Raw genomic sequence first — 17583 nt, forward strand, 5'->3', positions numbered from 1 at the left:
CCACCTCTGAGAGGGACCCGTTATGCGCACCTCCAGCACCTCCAGCAGACTCCTCGCGGCCACTGCCCTCGTGGCCGCGCTCGGTCTCACCGTCTCCGCCTGTGGCGGCTCGGACGACAGCAGCAGCGGCGGCAAGAGCACCAGTGGCGGCGGCGGCAAGACGCTGACGTACTGGGCCAGCAACCAGGGCACCAGCCTGGACAACGACAAGCAGGTGCTCACCCCCGAACTCGCCAAGTTCACCCAGCAGACCGGCATCAAGGTCAAGCTGGAGGTCATCCCGTGGTCCGACCTGCTCAACCGGATCCTCGCGGCGGCCACTTCCGGCCAGGGTCCCGACGTGCTGAACATCGGCAACACCTGGTCCGCCTCCCTCCAGGCCACCGGCGCCCTGCTGCCCTTCGACGACGCGACCTTCGCGAAGATCGGCGGCAAGGACAAGTTCGCGCCCGCGTCGATCGCCGCCGCCGGCGCGGCCGGCAAGGACCCGGCCGCGGTGCCGCTGTACTCGATGGCGTACGGCCTGTACTACAACAAGAAGATGTTCGCCGACGCCGGCATAGCCAACCCGCCCAAGACCTGGGACGAGCTGGTCGCCGACGGCAAGAAGCTCACCAAGGACGGCCACTACGGCCTCGCGGTCGAGGGCGGCAACGGTTCCGAGAACATCCACCACGCCTTCGTGCTGGCCAAGCAGCGGGGCTCCGACTGGTTCGACGCGTCCGGCAAGGCGACCTTCGACACCCCGAACAACGTCGCCGCGGTGAAGCAGTACGTCGACTTCATCGCCAAGGACAAGATCGCCGCGAAGGGCAACGCGGAGTACGCGCAGAACCAGACCATCACCGACTTCGCCACCGGCAAGGCCGCGATGATGATGTGGCAGTCCGCCGCCACCTCGATCAAGTCGCACGGCATGAACCCCGACCAGTACGGCGTGGTTCCCGTCCCGACCCTCCAGGCGGGCGCGACCGGCGACGCCGGTGTGACCTCGATGGTCGCCGGTATCAACATGGCGGTCTTCAAGAACTCCAAGAACATCGACGGCGCCCTGAAGTTCGTCAACTTCATGACCAGCGACGCCGAGCAGAAGACCCTCAACTCGACGTACGGTTCGCTGCCGCCGGTCAAGGCCGCGCAGAGCGACCCCGCCTTCCAGACCCCGGACCTGAAGACCCTCGCGAGCGTGCTGGGCAGCTCCGCCGCCCCGCTGCCGCAGGTCGCCAACGAGGCCCAGTTCGAGACCCTGGTCGGTACCGCGGTCAAGGACCTGTTCGCGGACGCCGCGGCCGGCAAGGACGTCTCGACCGACTCCGTCAAGGCCGCGCTGACCAAGGCGCAGCAGCAGATGCCCGCTTCCTAAGGATCGGCTCCATGACTGCCACTGCCCCTCCTCGGAGCGCTCCCGAGGCCGGCCCCTCCGACGGCAAGCCCGTCGGAAGGGGCCGGCTCCGGCCGCGTATTCCCGCTCGGCTGCGCCGCGTCGGCGTGCCGTACCTCATGCTCTTCCCCGCACTGATCCTGGAACTGCTGATCCACCTGGTGCCGATGGTCGTCGGCATCGTGATCAGCTTCAAAGGGCTCACGCAGTTCTTCATCCGCGACTGGGGCAGCGCGCCCTGGACCGGTCTCGACAACTACCGCGTGGCGGTCAAGTTCGACCAGCCCGTCGGCGAGGCGCTGCTGCACTCGTTCTGGGTGACCGTCATGTTCACCGTCCTGTCGGTCGGCCTGTCCTGGCTGATCGGCACCGCGGCGGCGATCCTCATGCAGGACGCCTTCCGCGGCCGGGCGATCATGCGCGCGATCTTCCTGGTGCCGTACGCGCTGCCGGTCTACGCGGCCGTCATCACCTGGGCGTTCATGTTCCAGCAGGACACCGGCCTGGTGAACCACGTACTGCACGACCAGTTGCACCTCACCTCCAACAAGCCGTTCTGGCTGATCGGTGACAACAGCTTCTGGGCGCTGGTCATCGTGTCGGTGTGGAAGTCCTGGCCGTTCGCGTTCCTGTGCCTGATGGCCGGTCTCCAGAACATCCCGCGCGAGCTGTACGAGGCCGCGGCGATGGACGGCGCGGGCATCTGGCAGCAGATCCGCAAGATCACCCTGCCGTCGCTGCGGCCGGTGAACCAGGTACTGGTCCTGGTGCTCTTCCTGTGGACGTTCAACGACTTCAACACGCCGTTCGTGCTCTTCGGCAACTCCGCACCGCACGCGGCCGACCTGATCTCCATCCACATCTACCAGTCGTCGTTCATCACCTGGAACTTCGGCTCGGGCTCGGCGATGTCCGTGCTCCTGCTGCTCTTCCTGCTCGTGGTGACCGCGTTCTACCTGCTGTTCACACGGAAGCGGGAAGTCGATGCCTAGGATCCCCGTGCAGCCGTCGCCGATGGCCTCCCCGAAGTCCTTCCTGTGGACCCGCCGGGTCGTTCTGACCCTGCTGCTGCTCTTCGTGCTCACTCCCGTGTACGTGATGCTCAGTTCGTCGCTGAAGCGGTTGCAGGACGTGCAGGGCACGTTCCACTGGATACCGAACGGCCTCACCCTGCGGCCGTACGTCGACATCTGGAAGACCGTGCCGCTCGGGCACTACTTCATGAACTCGCTGATCGTGTCGGTGAGCGCCACCCTCTTCTCGGTGGTCATCGCGATCTTCGCGGCGTACGGCGTGAGCCGCTACCGCTTCCCCGGCCGCCAGTTCTTCACCGTCACGGTGCTGTCGACGCAGATGTTCCCCGGCATCCTGTTCCTGCTGCCGCTGTTCCTGATCTTCGTCAACATCGGGAACAGCACGGGCATCCAGCTCTACGGCAGCAGGCTCGGCCTGATCATCACGTATCTGACCTTCTCCCTCCCCTTCTCCATCTGGATGCTGGTCGGGTACTTCGACTCCATCCCGCGCGACCTCGACGAGGCCGCGAAGGTGGACGGCTGCGGCCCGCTCGGCGCGCTGTTCCGGGTCGTCGTGCCGGCCGCCATCCCCGGCATCGTCGCCGTGTGCGTCTACGCGTTCATGACGGCGTGGGGCGAAGTGCTCTTCGCGTCCGTCATGACCAATGACTCGACCAGGACACTCGCCGTGGGTCTGCGCGGATACGCCAGCCAGAACGACGTGTACTGGAACCAGGTCATGGCCGCGTCGCTCGTGGTGAGTGTGCCGGTGGTCGCCGGATTCCTCCTCCTCCAGCGTTACCTCGTCGCCGGGCTCACCGCCGGCGCCGTCAAGTGACCCCACCGAAAGGCTGCTTGTGAACGACCTCAGCTCTCTTCCCGCCGATTTCGTCTGGGGCGCGGCCACCGCCGCCTACCAGATCGAGGGCGGGGTGGACGAGGACGGCCGGGCCCCGTCCATCTGGGACACCTTCTCCCGAACCCCCGGCAAGGTCGCGGGCGGCGACACCGGCGACGTCGCCTGTGACCACTACCACCGCTGGCCCGAGGACCTGGAGCTGATGCGCGCCCTGGACCTCGACTCCTACCGCTTCTCGATCGCGTGGCCGCGGGTGATCCCGCAGGGTTCCGGCGCCGTCAACGCCGCCGGACTCGCCTTCTACGACCGGCTGGTCGACGCCCTGCTCGAAGCGGGCATCACGCCCAACGCCACGCTCTACCACTGGGACCTGCCGCAGGCGCAGCAGGACAGGGGCGGCTGGCCCGAGCGGGAGACCGCCGAGCGGTACGGCGAGTACGCGGCCGTCGTCGGGCAGGCGCTCGGCGACCGTGTCAAGGACTGGGCGACGCTCAACGAGCCGCTGTGCTCGGCGTGGATCGGCCACCTGGAGGGCACCATGGCCCCCGGCTGGACGGACCTGACGGCGGCGGTCCGCGCCTCGTACCACCTGCACGTCGGCCACGGCCTGGCCGTGCAGGCGCTGCGCGCGGCCCACTCCGATCTGCGGATCGGCATCGTGAACAACCTCAGCCCGTGCGAGCCCGCCACCGACCGCGACGCCGACGTGGCCGCCGCCCGGCGCGCGGACGGACACACCAACCGCTGGTGGCTGGACCCGATCCACGGCCGCGGCTACCCGCAGGACATGGTGGAGCTGTACGGCGTGGACCTGCCGATCAAGGACGGCGACCTGGAGTCGATCGCCGCTCCGCTGGACTGGCTGGGTCTGAACTACTACTTCCGCAATGTCATCACGGACGACCCGACGGGCCCCGCGCCGTACGCCAAGTCGGTGTACCTGCCGGGCGTCCGGCGGACCGCGATGGACTGGGAGGTCAACGCCGACGGCCTGGAGCAGCTTCTGGTCCGGCTCTCCGAGGAGTACGGCGCGAGCCGGATCTTCGTGACGGAGAACGGTTCCGCCTACCACGACACCGTCGGTCCCGACGGACAGGTCGACGACCCGGAGCGGGCCACCTACCTGGAGGAGCACCTGGCCGCCTGCGCCAGGGCGGTCCGCCGCGGGGTGCCGCTGGCCGGTTACTACGCCTGGTCGCTGCTGGACAACTTCGAGTGGGCGTACGGCTACGACAAGCGCTTCGGTCTGGTGCACGTCGACTACCCGACGCAGAAGCGCACGATCAAGGGCAGCGGTCGCCGCTACGCGGACATCATCGCCGCCCATCGGCGCCGGGTGCGGCGCGCGGCCTGAGATCGCGGTCGCGGATGAGGGGTGCCGTCCCGGGGATGCGGCACCCCTTCCGCGCGCCCGCCCCTGACGGGGTCTCAACTCCCGTCGGCCGGCCGTTCGATGAGCCGGCCGACGGGCTCGCCGGTCACCGCGCCGTGGTCGGCGATCCGCTCGCCGCGCAGCCAGGTGCCGCGTACGACACCGTGCAGGGTCCTGCCCGCGTAGGCGGTGATCGGGTTGCGGTGGTGCAGACGGGCCGGGTCGACGGTGAAGGTCTCCTCGGGGGCGAGGACCGCGAAGTCGGCGTCGTAGCCCGCGGCGATGGCGCCCTTGGCGGTGAGTCCGGCGAGCCGGGCGGGTCCCGCGGACATCCAGCGGGCGACGTCGGCGACGGTGTGGCCGCGGCGCCGGGCCTCGGTCCAGACCGCGGGCAGGCCGAGTTGCAGCGAGGAGATGCCGCCCCAGGCGGCGGCGAAGTCGCCGGTGTCCTTGCGCTTGAGGTCGACGGTGGACGGCGAGTGGTCGGAGACCACGCAGTCGATGGTGCCGTCGGCCAGCGCCCGCCAGAGCGCGTCCTGGTTGGCGGCCTCGCGGATCGGCGGGCAGCACTTGAACTCCGTTGCCCCGTCCGGGACTTCCTCCGCGGTCAGGGTGAGGAAGTGCGGGCAGGTCTCCACCGTGACGCGGACGCCCTCGCGCTTGGCCGCGGCGATCAGCGGCAGCGCCCCGGAGGAGGACAGGTGCAGCACATGGACGCGGGCGCCGAGCCGCTCGGCCAGCGCGATCAGACCGGCGACGGCGGTGTCCTCCGCGGCGCGCGGCCGGGAGGCGAGGAAGTCGGCGTAGTGCGGGCCGCCGCGCCGCGGGGCGCCGTCGATCAGCCCCGGGTCCTCGGCGTGCACGATGAGCAGGGCGTCGAACCGGGTCAGCTCGGTGAGGGCTTCCTCCAGTTCGGCCGGGTCGAGCTGCGGGAACTCGTCGACGCCGGAGTGCAGCAGGAAGCACTTGAAGCCGAAGACGCCCGCTTCGTGCAGGGGTTGGAGGTCCTTGACGTTGCCGGGGACGGCGCCGCCCCAGAAGCCGACGTCGGTGTGCACCCGGCCGCGCGCGGTCTCCCGCTTGACCGTCAGATGCGCGGTGGTGGTGGTCGGCGGGACGCTGTTGAGCGGCATGTCGACGAGCGTCGTGATGCCGCCCGCCGCAGCCGCCGCGGTGGCCGTCGCGAAGCCTTCCCACTCCGTGCGGCCGGGGTCGTTGATGTGCACGTGGGTGTCGACCAGGCCGGGCAGCAGGACGTCGTCGCCGAGGTCGACCACGCGCGCACCGGCCGGGTCGGGGGCCTCGTAGGGCCGCACCGCGCTGATCACTCCGCCGCTGACGGCGACCGCCGCGGGCCGTTCGCCCTCCGGCGTCACGACGCGCCGCGAGCGCAGGATCAGTTCCTCCGCGTCCTTCACGTACCCTCCCACCACACCTTCAACAATTCGTTGAAACGCAATGTGCAGGAAGATCCCGCACACCGTCAAGGGCGTGTAAGCTTCCGCAGAGCGGAAACCGCATTTCGCAACACCGTCGGCACGGCTGGTGACCTGGCCGCCGACGCCTTCGCGCACTGCCGTACCGCCGCACCGCCGTACCACCGCACCGCCATGATTGCCGACGAACGCCGACCTTGCCGAGGGGATCGCACGTGTCTGCTGACCGCGCCGGGGGCGTCCAGTCCCTCGAACGGGCCTTTGACCTGCTGGAGCGCATGGCGGACGCGGGCGGCGAGGTGGGGCTCAGCGAGCTGTCCTCCAGCAGCGGGCTCCCGCTGCCGACCATCCACCGCCTGATGCGCACCCTCGTGAGCTGCGGATACGTCCGCCAGCAGCCGAACCGCCGCTACGCGCTCGGCCCCCGCCTGATCCGCCTCGGCGAGACCGCCTCCCGCCTGCTCGGCACCTGGGCCCGCCCCTACCTCGCCGAACTGGTCGAGGCCACCGGCGAGACCGCCAACATGGCGCTGCTCGACGGCGACGAGGTCGTCTACGTGGCCCAGGTCCCCTCCCGCCACTCCATGCGGATGTTCACCGAGGTCGGCCGCCGCGTCCTCCCCCACTCCACCGGCGTCGGCAAGGCCCTGCTCGCCGACGTTCCCCCGGAGGAGGTACGCGCCCTGCTCGCCCGTACCGGCATGCCCGCCGCCACCGACCGCACCATCACCGACCCGGACGACTTCCTCACCGAACTCGGCCGCATCCGCGCGATGGGCTACGCCGTGGACGACAACGAACAAGAGGTCGGCGTCCGCTGCCTCGCCGTCACCGTCCCCGACTCCCCCACCGCCGCCGCCATCTCCATCTCCGGCCCGGCCGGCCGGGTCACGGAATCCGCCACCGACAAGATCATCCCCGTCCTCCACGAGGTGGCCCAGGCCCTGTCGCTCGCCCTGGCCACCACGACGGCGCCGTCGCCGTCCTCCTGAGGCGCACGGCCTCCGCCCGTCCATGGACCGGGACCGGCCCACGCACGGGCGGCGCCCGTAAAGAACGGCACCCGCACGGTCAGCACGTCGGCGTCGCGCGCTCCACCGTTTCGTGCAGCTCCGCGAGCGGTTCGGTCAGGGCGCTGACCGAACCGAGAGCGGCGGCGACGAGTAAAAGAGAGTGCCGAACGGCCTCGGCGTCGCGTATCGCGGCCGGCGCCGGCTGCGCGGCGAGCCTGGCCAGGACGGCCAGCTCGTCCTCCGCGACGGCGCGGTCCGGCAACGCCGGGCGATACGCCGCGAGTTCCCGTTGAACGCGAGCCACCGCCGCCCGTAATTCCGCCGCCCCCGGCGCACTGACCACCTGTGTCTCCCCCAGCGCGTACTTCTGCCTCACACCCACTCCGCCCCCGGTTCTCCGACGTGGCCTCCGGGGCCGATCAGTTAACGCGAAGCGAAGCCGGTCGCGCTATACGGTCTTCGAAAAATGCGCCAAATTCACGGTGCCGAGCGCTTGTGGGTTTGGAATGCCGTCCTGGTTGGCCTCGGCGCTGCGCCCCTCGGTCCGCCACACGGTGACGTCCAGACTGGCACTGGGTGCCGGAGCGCCCTTCGGTGTCAGCGCGCGGAAGACGACCAGCGCGACCGTGCCGTCGGCGGACTGTACGCAGACGCGCGAGCCCGCGCTCACCGAGTCCCGCGGGATGGAAGGGCTTGCGGCGGCGGCGCCGCGGCAGCCCGCGAGGGTGTCGGGCGCGGCCGGGTCCAGCAGGGCGACGGTGCCGTGGGCGGGGTCGGTGCCGAACGCCTCGGGCTCCGGGGTGAAGCCGATGTCCCCGGTGAAGGGGCCGGGGAGCACCACGGGCGGGTCCTGGGTCAGCGACAGGCCCGAGCCCGCCGGGAGCCGTATGCCCGCGTAACGGATGCCGCTCGGCTGCTCGGGTGCGCCGGTCGCGTCCCCGCCTCCTGCGCCGGAGTCCGGCGGCGAGGTGGTGGGCGCCGCGGCGGGCGCGGTGGAGGCGGTGGACGCGCCGCTCGCGCGGTGGTCGTCGTCGGAGCGGTCGAGGAGGACGGCCCCGACGGCGGCCACGACCGCCAGGGCGGCGACCGCCGCCAGGACGGTGCCGCCCCGGCGCCGGGCGGGCGGGCGCGGGAGGTGCGGCAAGTGCGGCAGGTGGGGGCGGTACGGTACGTGCCCGGCGCTCGGCCGCGCCCACCCGTAGTGCAGCGATCCCGGATGCCCGGTCGGCGGCGCCACCGGTATCGGCGGCGCGGGCGGCGGCATCGCCGGAACGATCGCCGCCAGCAGCGCGGGCGGCAGCCACCGGTCCGCCCGCCGCCGCGACGCGTCGGGCGCCGCCTGCGCGCACATCGCGATGATCTGCGCGGGCGACGGCCGCAGCGCGGGGTCCTTGATCAGGCACCGCGTCACGATCTCCCGCAGCTCCCCCGGCAGCTCGTTGAGATCCGCCTCCCCGCCCCCGACGGCCGCCCCTCCGACGGCCGCGTACGCGGCGATCAGCCCCAGTGAGAACACATCGGCCGCGGGCCCCCCGGCCTTCCCCGCCACCTGCTCGGGCGCCAGGAACGCCGCCGCGGCGGGCGGCTCGTCGGCGACGGGTTCCCCCATGAGCGAGACGGGGGCCGGTCCCTGGGCGGGCGAGCCCTCCGCGGCGCCCGCGGGCGCCGTCCGGCTCGCCGACGACGCGGCGGCTGACGTATCGGATGCGGCCACGCCCGTCAGGGCGAAGTCCTTGACGCGGGGGCCGTCGGCGGCGAGGAGGACGTGGGCGGGGGTGAGGGCGGCATGGGTGAGGCCGCGGTGGTGGATGGTGCGCAGCGCTTCGGCGATTCCGGCGACGAGCCGCAGGACGCTGGGGACGGGGAGCGGCCCTGTGGTGGTGACGGCGGTGCGCAGCGAGAGGCCGGGGACGTACGCGGTGGCGAGCCAGGGGCCCGCGCCGGAGTCGTCGGTGCCGCCGTCGACGAAGGGGACGACGTAGGGCCCGTGCACCTGCCGCAGGGCGTGGACGTCGGGCGGAAGCCGGTCGATCAGGCGGAGCGCGACCGGTATGCCGCCCGGCGCGTGCGCGAGGTAGACGCGCCCGCCGAGCCGCGCGCTGATCCGGTAGCCCGGGACGCCGGTCGGATCCTCGGCCGTCAGCGGCTGGAAGTGCTGAGCGCCCATCAGTCCCCGTTCCCTCGGCCGGTCACCGCCCCTTCCGGCCCTCACGCCGACGATACCGGAACACGCCACGCCGACCGCGGCCTGTTCGGCCATGGTCCCGTCACGGTATGCAGGAGTTATGCACACAAAGGGCGAGGTAGCCGGACTGCTGCTGGCGGCCGGTGGCGGGCGGCGGCTGGGCGGGCGGCCGAAGGCGCTGCTGCCGTACGAGGGGCGGCCGTTGGTGGAGCACGCGGTACGGGTGCTGCGCGCGGGCGGCTGCGGCCCGGTGCACGTGGTGCTGGGCGCGGCGGCCGACGAGGTGGTGGAGCGCGCCGACCTCTCCGGCTGCGTGGTGGTGCGCAATCCGCGCTGGGAGGAGGGCATGGGCTCCTCGCTGCGGGCCGGGCTCGCCTCGCTCGCGGCGTCGGCCGACGCCCCGGCCGCGGCGCTGATCGGCCTGGTGGACCAGCCCGGCGTGGGCGCGGCTGCCGTCGCCCGCGTGCTGGCGGCGGCCGGTGGAGGCGAGGCCCTGGTGTCGGCCCTGGCCTGCGCGGTGTACGACGGCAGGCGCGGCCACCCGGTGCTGATCGGGGGCGCCCGCTGGGCCGGGGTCGCGGGCAGCGCCACCGGGGACCGCGGGGCGCGTACGTATCTGCGCGAGCACGCCGACCACACCGTGCTCGTGGAGTGCGGTGACATCGGCGACCCGGCCGATATCGACACCCCCGCCGACCTGGGGCTTCTCCGGCCCGCCCCGGACCCGGCGGAGCCTGCGGCTGCACCCCGTGCCACAAAGCGTTGAACTTCCGCACTGTGAAATCTATACTCCACCTTGCAGAACCGCCCGTACCTCGGACCGGCCCTGGCACCCGGTGCCAGTCCCGCACCCCGGCGGGCGCCAGACACACTCGCACTCTGGAGCAGTGACAGCATGTCCGCATCAGCGCCGTCTCCGGCCGTCGTCTCCGAGGCCGCCGGGCCCGTCCCCCGCGCGGAGGAGGTGCTGACCCCCGAGGCGCTGGTGTTCCTCGCCGAGCTGCACCGCCGTTTCGCGCCCCGCCGCGCCGAGTTGCTGGCCCGCCGCCAGGAGCGGCGCGCCGGGATCGCCCGCACCGGCACCCTCGACTTCCTCCCGGAGACCGCGCACATCCGGGACGGCGACTGGCGGGTCGCCCCCGCGCCCGCCGCGCTCGACGACCGCCGGGTGGAGATCACCGGCCCCACCGACCGCAAGATGACCATCAACGCGCTGAACTCCGGCGCGCGGATCTGGCTCGCCGACTTCGAGGACGCCTCCGCCCCCACCTGGGAGAACGTCATCGGCGGCCAGGTCAACATGATCGACGCCTACGAGCGCAGGATCGACTTCACCTCCCCCGAGGGCAAGTCGTACGCGCTCGGCGACCCGGCGGACCTGGCCACCGTCGTGATGCGCCCGCGCGGCTGGCACCTGCCGGAACGCCACCTCACCGTGGACGGCGAGCAGATCCCCGGCGGCCTGGTCGACTTCGGCCTGTACTTCTTCCACAACGCCCAGCGGCTGATCGACCTCGGCAAGGGCCCGTACTTCTACCTGCCCAAGACCGAGTCGCACCTCGAAGCCCGGCTGTGGAACGACGTGTTCGTCTTCGCGCAGGACTACGTGGGCGTCCCGCAGGGCACCGTGCGCGCGACCGTGCTGATCGAGACGATCACCGCCGCGTACGAGATGGACGAGATCCTGTACGAACTGCGCGACCACGCTTCGGGGTTGAACGCGGGCCGCTGGGACTACCTCTTCTCCATCGTCAAGAACTTCCGTGACGGCGGCGCCCGTTTCGTGCTCCCGGACCGCAACGCGGTGACGATGACGGCCCCGTTCATGCGTGCGTACACCGAACTGCTGGTGCGCACCTGCCACAAGCGCGGCGCGCACGCGATCGGCGGGATGGCCGCCTTCATCCCGTCCCGGCGCGACGCGGAGGTCAACAAGGTCGCGTTCGAGAAGGTCAGGGCGGACAAGGACCGTGAGGCCGGGGACGGTTTCGACGGCTCGTGGGTCGCGCACCCCGACCTGGTGCCGATCGCCCGCGCCTCCTTCGACGCGGTCCTCGGCGACCGGCCGAACCAGAAGGACCGGCTGCGCGAGGACGTGCACGTCACCGCGGCCGAGCTGATCGACATCGCCTCGCTGGACGCGAAGCCGACCTTCGACGGGCTGCGCAACGCGGTGCAGGTCGGCACCCGTTACATCGAGGCGTGGCTGCGCGGCCTCGGCGCGGTGGCGATCTTCAACCTGATGGAGGACGCCGCCACCGCCGAGATCTCCCGCTCGCAGATCTGGCAGTGGATCAACGCGGGGGTCGTCTTCGAGAACGGCGAGAAAGCGACCCACGACCTCGTGCTGCGGGTGGCCGCCGACGAACTCGCCGCGATCCGCGAGGAGATCGGCGAGGAGGCGTTCGCGGCGGGCAAGTGGACCGAGGCCCATGAGCTGCTGCTGCGCACGGCGCTCGACGCGGAGTACGTCGACTTCCTGACGCTGCCCGCCTACGAGTTGCTGGCGGACTGAGCCCCGGCGCCCGGGAACGGCCGCCGCGCCGAAACGCGCTTGCACCCGGCGCCGGCGGCCGTTCATGCTGCTCCGCATGCTCATCCGTGATGTGACCGAGGCCGACTGGCCGCGGATCTGGCCGTTCCTGCGGCGGATCTGCGCGGACGGCGAGACCTTCAGCTATCCGACGGACATCCCGGAGGCGACGGCCAGGGACTACTGGCTGCTCGCGCCGCCCGCGCGGACGGTCGTGGCCGTCGGCGACGACGGCACGGTGCTCGGCACCGCCAAGATGAACGCCAACCAGGGCGGCAACGCCGCCCATGTCTCCAGCGCCAGCTTCATGGTCGACCCCGCGCACCGCGGCCGCGGTGCGGGCCGCGCGCTGTGCGAGGAGGCGCTGCGCTGGGCGGAGCGCGAGGGCTTCCGCGCCATGCAGTTCAACGCCGTGGTGGAGTCCAACACGTACGCGGTGAAGCTGTACGAGTCACTGGGCTTCCGGGTGATCGGTACGGTCCCCGAGGGGTTCCGGCATCCGCGTCTGGGCTACGTCGGCCTGCACATCATGCACCGGGCGCTGTGAGCCCCGGCTTCCTCGGCGGGGTGCGGGCGGCGAGCCAGGAGTCGTAGGTGATCCGGCCGTCGGCGTGATCGGGGGTCAGATTGCCGCCCGCGCGCAGCGCGCCCGCCAGGGCGCCGGGCAGCCGCAGCGGTACGACGAGCCTGCGGCGGCCCGCCGCGCGCAGGGTCGCGCGGGTCAGATCGGCGGCGCTGCGGATCTGCGGACCGCCCAAGTCCGGTGCGTGGCCCACGGGTTCGCCTCCGGCCAGCTCCACGAGCCGGTCTGCGACCTCGGTGACGTCGACCGGCTGGAAGCTCACTCCGGACAGCGTCAGGATCGCGGGCAGCCGCCGCTGCGCGACGGTGAGCCGGGCCACCAGGTCGTGGAACTGCGTGGTGCGCAGCACCGTCCACGGCAGCCCGCACTGCTCCACGACGGTCTCCGCGGCGAGTTTGGCGCGGTAGTAGCCGAGCGGGACGCGGTCGACGCCGACGATCGAGATGTACACCAGGTGCGGGTCGCCGCCCGCGCGCACCGCCGCTCCGGTCAGCCGCTCGGTGGCCTCGACGTCGCCGCGGCCGTTGGTGGTCGCGCAGTGCGCGATCGTGCCGACGCCGTCGAAGAGCGCGCCGTCGATGCCGACGCCGGTCCGCAGGTCGCCGACCGCCCACTCGTACGGCCGCGCGTCGTCGGCCCCGCGCGGGCCGCGGCTGAGCACGCGTACCGGGCGGCCGGCGGCGAGCAGCCGGTCGACCAGCGCGCGGCCGAGGGTGCCGGTGCCGCCGGTGACCAGGGTGACGGCCCCCGTGGCGGGCTCGGCGGCGGAGCCTTCGGCGGATACGGGCTCGGTCGGGCTCACGGGCGCTCACCTCTGGCTGTGGCGGGATCCTGCCTGCCGCGCCCCGCACCCGGCGGGGTGCGGACGTCCGGCTGAACGCATAGTAAACGGCGCGGAGCGGGAGGTCGTCGCGTACCCGCCGTGGCGCCCGGCCCGGTGCGCGCGCCGGAGTGCGGGCCGTGGTTTCGGGGAGACGCCGCCCCCGGAGCCGCGGGGCCGACCGTGGTCCCACGGTCCGGGGGCGGTGTCGCCGGACCCGTGTCAGGACAGGGTCCGGCTACCGGTCGGGGGCCGTCCCTCCCCGACCGGTCGCTTTCACGGCGGTGCCTACGGTGTTACGCCAGGCCCGCGATCCGCGCGAGGCGCTGCGCCTCGGTCCTGGTCAGCCGCGCGATGGCGTCCTCGTCGGCGCGGGTGAGCCGGTTGTTCTCGACCACCGGCACGCCGTTGACCAGCGACAGGGTGACCGGCGCCGCCGCGCCGAAGACCAGCGCGGCGACGGGGTCGGCGATCGAGGCGTGCGCGATGCCGTCGAGCTTCCACAGCACGAGGTCGGCGAGCTTCCCGGCTTCCAGGGAGCCGATCTCGGCGGTACGGCCGAGCACGCGCGCGCCGCCGTACGTGCCCAGGCGCAGGGCCTGACGGGCGTTCAGCGCCTTCTCGCCGCCGCCGAGGCGGTTGATGAGCAGGGCGTTGCGCAGTTCGGTGTGGAGTTCACCGGACTCGTTGGACGCGGTGCCGTCCACGCCGAGGCCGACCGGGACCCCGGCGGCGAGCATGTCGGGCACCCGCGCGATGCCCGCGGCGAGCCGGGCGTTGGACGACGGGCAGTGCGCGACGCCGGTCCCGGTCCGGGCGAAGGCGGCGATGTCGGAGTCGTTCATGTGGACGCAGTGCGCCATCCACACGTCGTCGCCGAGCCAGCCGGTGGACTCGAAGTAGTCCGTCGGGCCCATGCCGAACAGCTCGTGGCAGAACTTCTCCTCCTCCACCGTCTCGCTGCCGTGCGTGTGCAGCCGGACGCCCTTGCGGCGGGCCAGCACCGCGGCCTCGCGCAGCAGTTCGGTGGAGACCGAGAAGGGCGAGCAGGGCGCGGCGGCGATGTGCAGCATCGAGCCGAAGGAGGCGTCGTGGTGGGTGTCGATGGCCTCCTCGGTCGCGAGCAGCGCGCCCTCGGTGGTCTCCACGGCGAAGTCCGGCGGCAGTCCGCCGTCGCTCTTGCCGCGGTCCATCGAGCCGCGGGCGGCGGTGAAGCGCACGCCCAGTTCGGCGGCGGCGCGGATCTCGGCGCCGAGCAGGTCGCCCGCGCCGCGCGGGAAGACGTAGTGGTGGTCCATCGCGGTGGTGACGCCGCCGCGGGCCATCACGCCGAGCGAGCCGGAGGCCGCCGCGTAGACCATCCGCTCGTCGATCCGCGCCCAGGTCGGGTACAGCTCGACCAGCCAGTTGAAGAGGTTGCTGTTCTGGGCGAGGCCGCGGGTGATCCACTGGTAGAAGTGGTGGTGGGTGTTGACCAGGCCGGGGGTGACGAGGTGTCCGGTGCCGTCGATCCGGCGGGTGACGTTCTCCAGACCGGCCGGTGCGGGGCCCGCTCCGACGGACTCGATCAGATTGTCCGCGACGACGACGTGCCCGGTGGCGTACTCGGTGTCGTCGGCGTCGACGGTCGCGACGCCGCAGTTCTCGATGACGATGCGGTTGCTCATGGTGGTGCCTCTCAGTCCGTCACCGGGATGCGGGGCTCGGCGCCGTCACGCAGCACGGTGCCCTCGATGAGGCCGTACGGACGGTCGGCCGCGAGATAGACCTCGTTGTCGTTCTTGAGGCCGAACGGCTCCAGGTCGACCAGGAAGTGGTGCTTGTTGGGCAGCGAGAGCCGGACCTCGTCCACGTAGGAGCGGCTGGTGATGACCCGCGAGCCCATCGCGTAGAGGGTCTGCTGGAGCGAGAGCGAGTACGTCTCGGCGAACGCCTCCAGGAGGTCCGTGCGGACCTGCCCGTACGCCTTCTCCCACTGCGGGGCGCGCCGCTCGTCGCTGGTCCAGTTGAACCGCCAGCGGGCGGTGACCTCGGTGGCGAGGATGCGGTCGTACGCCTCTTTGAGGGTCGTGTACTCGTCCTTGACGAAGCCCCAGAACTCGGAGTTGGTGGAGTTCATGACCACCAGGTCCTTCAGGCCGGAGACGACCTGCCAGTTCTCGCCGTCGTAGCCGACCTCGGTGGTGCGGGTCTCCTGGCCCTTGCGGACGAAGGAGTGCTGGATCTCGTCGGCGCCGATGAAGCGGGAGCCCGCCTCGGAGGCGGCGATCCGCTCCCAGGAGTACTCCTCTATCCGTATCCGCGCCCGCTTGATCGGCTCCTGGCTGGTGACGAAGTGCCGGGCGAGGTGGATGCCGAACTGCTCGGCGGATTCGATGCCGTGTTCCTTGGCGAAGGCGAACACCGTGTTCTTGGTGGTGTCGGTCGGCAGCACGTTGGCGTTGGAGCCGGACAGGTGCACGTCGTCCATGTCGCCGGAGAGCGCGACGGAGACGTTCAGGTCCTTGATGTGGTGCGTGCCGCCCTCGCGGGTGATCCTGACGACGCGGTTCTCTGCCTTGCCGTACTGGTTCTGGCCGAGAAAAACCGGGTGGGACGGGCGGGAAGTGGCGGTCATCGGTGCTAGCTCCCTCGGTATACGGAGTAGCCGAACGGATTGAGCAGCAGCGGTACGTGATAGTGCTCGCCCGGCCTGACGGCGAAGACGATCGCCACCTCCGGGAAGAAAGCTCCGCTGTCCCTTGCGCGGGGGGCGTCCTGCTGTGCGTTGGCTTGGCGGGTGAGGTACGGCTCCACGTCGAAGTGCAGCCGTACGTGGGTGGTGCCTTCCGGCAGGGCCGGGAGATCCTTGCAGCGGCCGTCGCCGTCGGTCTTCGACGACCCGTGCGGCGACCAGATCCCGCCGGACGAGGCGCGCACCGACAGATGGACGGGCACGCCTTCCGCCGGGCGGCCGACGCTCGTGTCCAGGATGTGCGTGGACACCGACGTGTCGGTCATGAGGGATCTCCTTCGGACGCGGCCTCGCGTGCGGCTCCGGCTCCGGCGGTGGCACTGGTGCCGGTCCCGGTATCGGCTCCGGCTCCGGCTCCGGCTCCGGCTCCGGCTCCGGCTCCGGCTCCGGCTCCGGCTCCGGCGAGGCGGGTGAGCCGGATGCGGTTGATCTTTCCCAGTTCGGCGCGGACGATCTCGCGTTCGGTGTCCGTGTCGTTGCCGATCCGCTCCTTGAGGGCGGCCAGCATCTGCTCACCGGTCCTGCCGGTGGCGCAGATCAGGAAGACATGGCCGTGCGCGTCCTGGTAGGCCAGGTTGAGCGCGAGCAGTTCCTCGCGCTCGGCCGCGCCGACCCCGCTCTGCTCCCGCGCCGACGTGGCGTCGCCCGGGGTCGGGCGGCCGATCGGCGGGTGTCCGGCCATCGCCTGCGCGAGGTCGTCCGCGGTGAGCGCCGCCATGGCGGTGTCGCTCGCCGCGAGCAGGTCGTCGAGGCGGTCGTACGGCCGTCCGGCGACCAGCGCGGCGTCCCACGCCGTACTGGCGCACACCTCGTGGAGCAGCGCGGACGCCGCTGACGAGGTGGCCTCATTGAGCCGGGAAAGACCCGGCGATGCGCTGGAAGTCACAGTCGCAAGCTAAGAGCCGCCGCCGTACGACGTCAACAGTTTGTTGAAAACTTCCGGTAACAAAGCCGTCCGGGAGCGGACGGAAGAGGAAACAACGGCCGGTCACTCGCTCTCGCGGGCACTCTTCTCGCTGTTCAGGGCGTTCTCCCTGTTCAGGTAGTTGTAGACGGTGAAGCGGCTGACGCCGAGCGCGGACGCGACGGTCTCCACGCCGTGCCGCACGGAGAAGGCGCCGCGCTCCTCCAGGATGCGGACGACGGTCTGCTTGTCCTTGCGGCCCAGGGCGGGCAGCGAGCCGTGCCGGCGTTCGAGGTCGGCGAGCAGGTGGTCGAGGGAGTCGGCCAGATGGGGCAGCCGGACGGCCACCACCTCCTCGCCCTCCCAGCTCAGCACCACGTCGTCGCCGCGCGCCTCGTCCGGCGCGACCATCTCCGCGCCCATCGCGTCCACCAGCGGCTTCACCGCCGCGGCGAAGGGGTGCCCCCCGGTGCCCGTCACTTGCCGTCCTCCTGCGCCCGCCCGGCCGCCGCGACCACGTTGACCTGGAGCGACACCCGGGTGGCGCCCGCCGCCAGCGTGCGCCGCAGCAGCTCCGCGACGGACGCGACGACCGCGTCGGCCTCGCCCTCGGCGGTGTTGCCGAACGGGCCGACGTCCACCGCGTCGAGCGACGCGCCCTCGACCACCTCACGGGCCACCACCGCGTGCTCGGGCGGCTCGTCCAGATCGAACGGCTCGGTCGTGAATTCCAGCCTCAGTCTCACC

General features: G+C 71.7%; 17 protein-coding genes and 1 pseudogene. 8 read left to right on the plus strand and 10 right to left on the minus strand.

The annotated features are described in order from the left end of the window. The first annotated feature begins 22 nt into the window (after positions 1-22). Genes ACIQCJ_RS15815 through ACIQCJ_RS15830 form a run of 4 tightly spaced genes read left to right on the plus strand, consistent with a single transcriptional unit; the run spans position 23 to position 4610 of the window. A complete protein-coding gene (locus ACIQCJ_RS15815) occupies positions 23-1363 on the plus strand; it encodes an extracellular solute-binding protein (protein ID WP_391163612.1) in 1341 nt (446 codons plus the stop codon). 11 nt (positions 1364-1374) lie between these two features. Further along, positions 1375-2373, plus strand: a complete 999-nt coding sequence (locus ACIQCJ_RS15820; protein ID WP_355338998.1) for a sugar ABC transporter permease — start codon at positions 1375-1377, stop codon at positions 2371-2373. Beyond that, positions 2366-3235: a carbohydrate ABC transporter permease gene (locus ACIQCJ_RS15825; protein ID WP_355338995.1), complete on the plus strand. Its 870-nt coding sequence runs from the start codon at positions 2366-2368 to the stop codon at positions 3233-3235. The genes ACIQCJ_RS15820 and ACIQCJ_RS15825 overlap by 8 nt, the downstream gene beginning before the upstream one ends. A 19-nt stretch (positions 3236-3254) precedes the next feature. Then, positions 3255-4610 (plus strand): GH1 family beta-glucosidase, encoded by a 1356-nt coding sequence (locus ACIQCJ_RS15830; RefSeq protein WP_355338992.1) that lies wholly within the window; start codon positions 3255-3257, stop codon positions 4608-4610. A 74-nt stretch (positions 4611-4684) separates the two neighbouring features. Here the strand turns inward: ACIQCJ_RS15830 and allB are convergent, their stop codons facing one another. Next, a complete protein-coding gene (gene allB, locus ACIQCJ_RS15835) occupies positions 4685-6046 on the minus strand; it encodes an allantoinase AllB (protein WP_402711647.1) in 1362 nt (453 codons plus the stop codon). 233 nt (positions 6047-6279) lie between these two features. Here allB and ACIQCJ_RS15840 point away from each other — a divergent pair, with 233 nt between their 5' ends. Then, on the plus strand, positions 6280-7056 hold the full coding sequence (locus tag ACIQCJ_RS15840) for an IclR family transcriptional regulator C-terminal domain-containing protein (protein WP_391049472.1): 777 nt from the start codon (positions 6280-6282) through the stop codon (positions 7054-7056). 79 nt (positions 7057-7135) lie between these two features. Here the strand turns inward: ACIQCJ_RS15840 and ACIQCJ_RS15845 are convergent, their stop codons facing one another. After that, the gene (locus tag ACIQCJ_RS15845; RefSeq protein ID WP_355338983.1) at positions 7136-7453 is read right to left on the minus strand and encodes a DUF5955 family protein; all 318 of its coding nucleotides are present in this window, start codon (positions 7451-7453) and stop codon (positions 7136-7138) included. Between the two features lie 72 nt (positions 7454-7525). Further along, the gene (locus tag ACIQCJ_RS15850; protein ID WP_402711648.1) at positions 7526-9244 is read right to left on the minus strand and encodes a hypothetical protein; all 1719 of its coding nucleotides are present in this window, start codon (positions 9242-9244) and stop codon (positions 7526-7528) included. Positions 9245-9362: 118 nt separating this feature from the next. On the opposite strand from ACIQCJ_RS15850, the gene ACIQCJ_RS15855 reads away from it, so the two are divergent. The 3 genes from ACIQCJ_RS15855 to ACIQCJ_RS15865 all read left to right on the plus strand — a co-directional run bounded on the left by ACIQCJ_RS15855 (position 9363) and on the right by ACIQCJ_RS15865 (position 12342). Beyond that, a complete protein-coding gene (locus ACIQCJ_RS15855) occupies positions 9363-10028 on the plus strand; it encodes a nucleotidyltransferase family protein (RefSeq protein WP_355338977.1) in 666 nt (221 codons plus the stop codon). A 129-nt stretch (positions 10029-10157) separates the two neighbouring features. Then, entirely contained in the window at positions 10158-11777 is a 1620-nt protein-coding gene (gene aceB / locus ACIQCJ_RS15860; protein WP_355338974.1) for a malate synthase A, read from the plus strand. 76 nt (positions 11778-11853) lie between these two features. After that, positions 11854-12342, plus strand: a complete 489-nt coding sequence (locus tag ACIQCJ_RS15865) for a GNAT family N-acetyltransferase (RefSeq protein ID WP_401311650.1) — start codon at positions 11854-11856, stop codon at positions 12340-12342. On the opposite strand, the gene ACIQCJ_RS15870 is transcribed toward ACIQCJ_RS15865, so the two are convergent. The 7 genes and pseudogenes from ACIQCJ_RS15870 to ACIQCJ_RS15900 form a co-directional block, all read right to left on the minus strand. Further along, a complete protein-coding gene (locus ACIQCJ_RS15870) occupies positions 12323-13114 on the minus strand; it encodes an SDR family oxidoreductase (RefSeq protein WP_402711751.1) in 792 nt (263 codons plus the stop codon). The genes ACIQCJ_RS15865 and ACIQCJ_RS15870 overlap by 20 nt on opposite strands. A 380-nt stretch (positions 13115-13494) precedes the next feature. Next, a complete protein-coding gene (locus tag ACIQCJ_RS15875) occupies positions 13495-14865 on the minus strand; it encodes an 8-oxoguanine deaminase (RefSeq protein WP_401719607.1) in 1371 nt (456 codons plus the stop codon). An 11-nt stretch (positions 14866-14876) separates the two neighbouring features. Further along, complete coding sequence (gene pucL / locus ACIQCJ_RS15880) at positions 14877-15815, minus strand: factor-independent urate hydroxylase (protein WP_355338965.1); 939 nt, start codon at positions 15813-15815, stop codon at positions 14877-14879. Between the two features lie 5 nt (positions 15816-15820). After that, the gene (uraH, locus tag ACIQCJ_RS15885) at positions 15821-16198 is read right to left on the minus strand and encodes a hydroxyisourate hydrolase (RefSeq protein ID WP_402711649.1); all 378 of its coding nucleotides are present in this window, start codon (positions 16196-16198) and stop codon (positions 15821-15823) included. Positions 16199-16332: 134 nt separating this feature from the next. After that, positions 16333-16818, minus strand: a pseudogene (gene uraD, locus ACIQCJ_RS15890) (2-oxo-4-hydroxy-4-carboxy-5-ureidoimidazoline decarboxylase); the annotation flags it as partial. 102 nt (positions 16819-16920) lie between these two features. Beyond that, the gene (locus ACIQCJ_RS15895) at positions 16921-17316 is read right to left on the minus strand and encodes a helix-turn-helix domain-containing protein (protein WP_317452687.1); all 396 of its coding nucleotides are present in this window, start codon (positions 17314-17316) and stop codon (positions 16921-16923) included. Beyond that, positions 17313-17582 carry a hypothetical protein gene (locus ACIQCJ_RS15900; protein ID WP_355338956.1) on the minus strand — a complete coding sequence of 90 codons (270 nt, stop codon included), beginning with the start codon at positions 17580-17582 and terminating at the stop codon, positions 17313-17315. Before ACIQCJ_RS15900 ends, ACIQCJ_RS15895 begins: the two co-directional genes overlap by 4 nt. Between the last annotated feature and the right edge of the window lies 1 nt (position 17583).

It is taken from the genome of Streptomyces sp. NPDC093221 (assembly GCF_044753885.1).
Classification (GTDB): Bacteria; Actinomycetota; Actinomycetes; order Streptomycetales; family Streptomycetaceae; genus Actinacidiphila.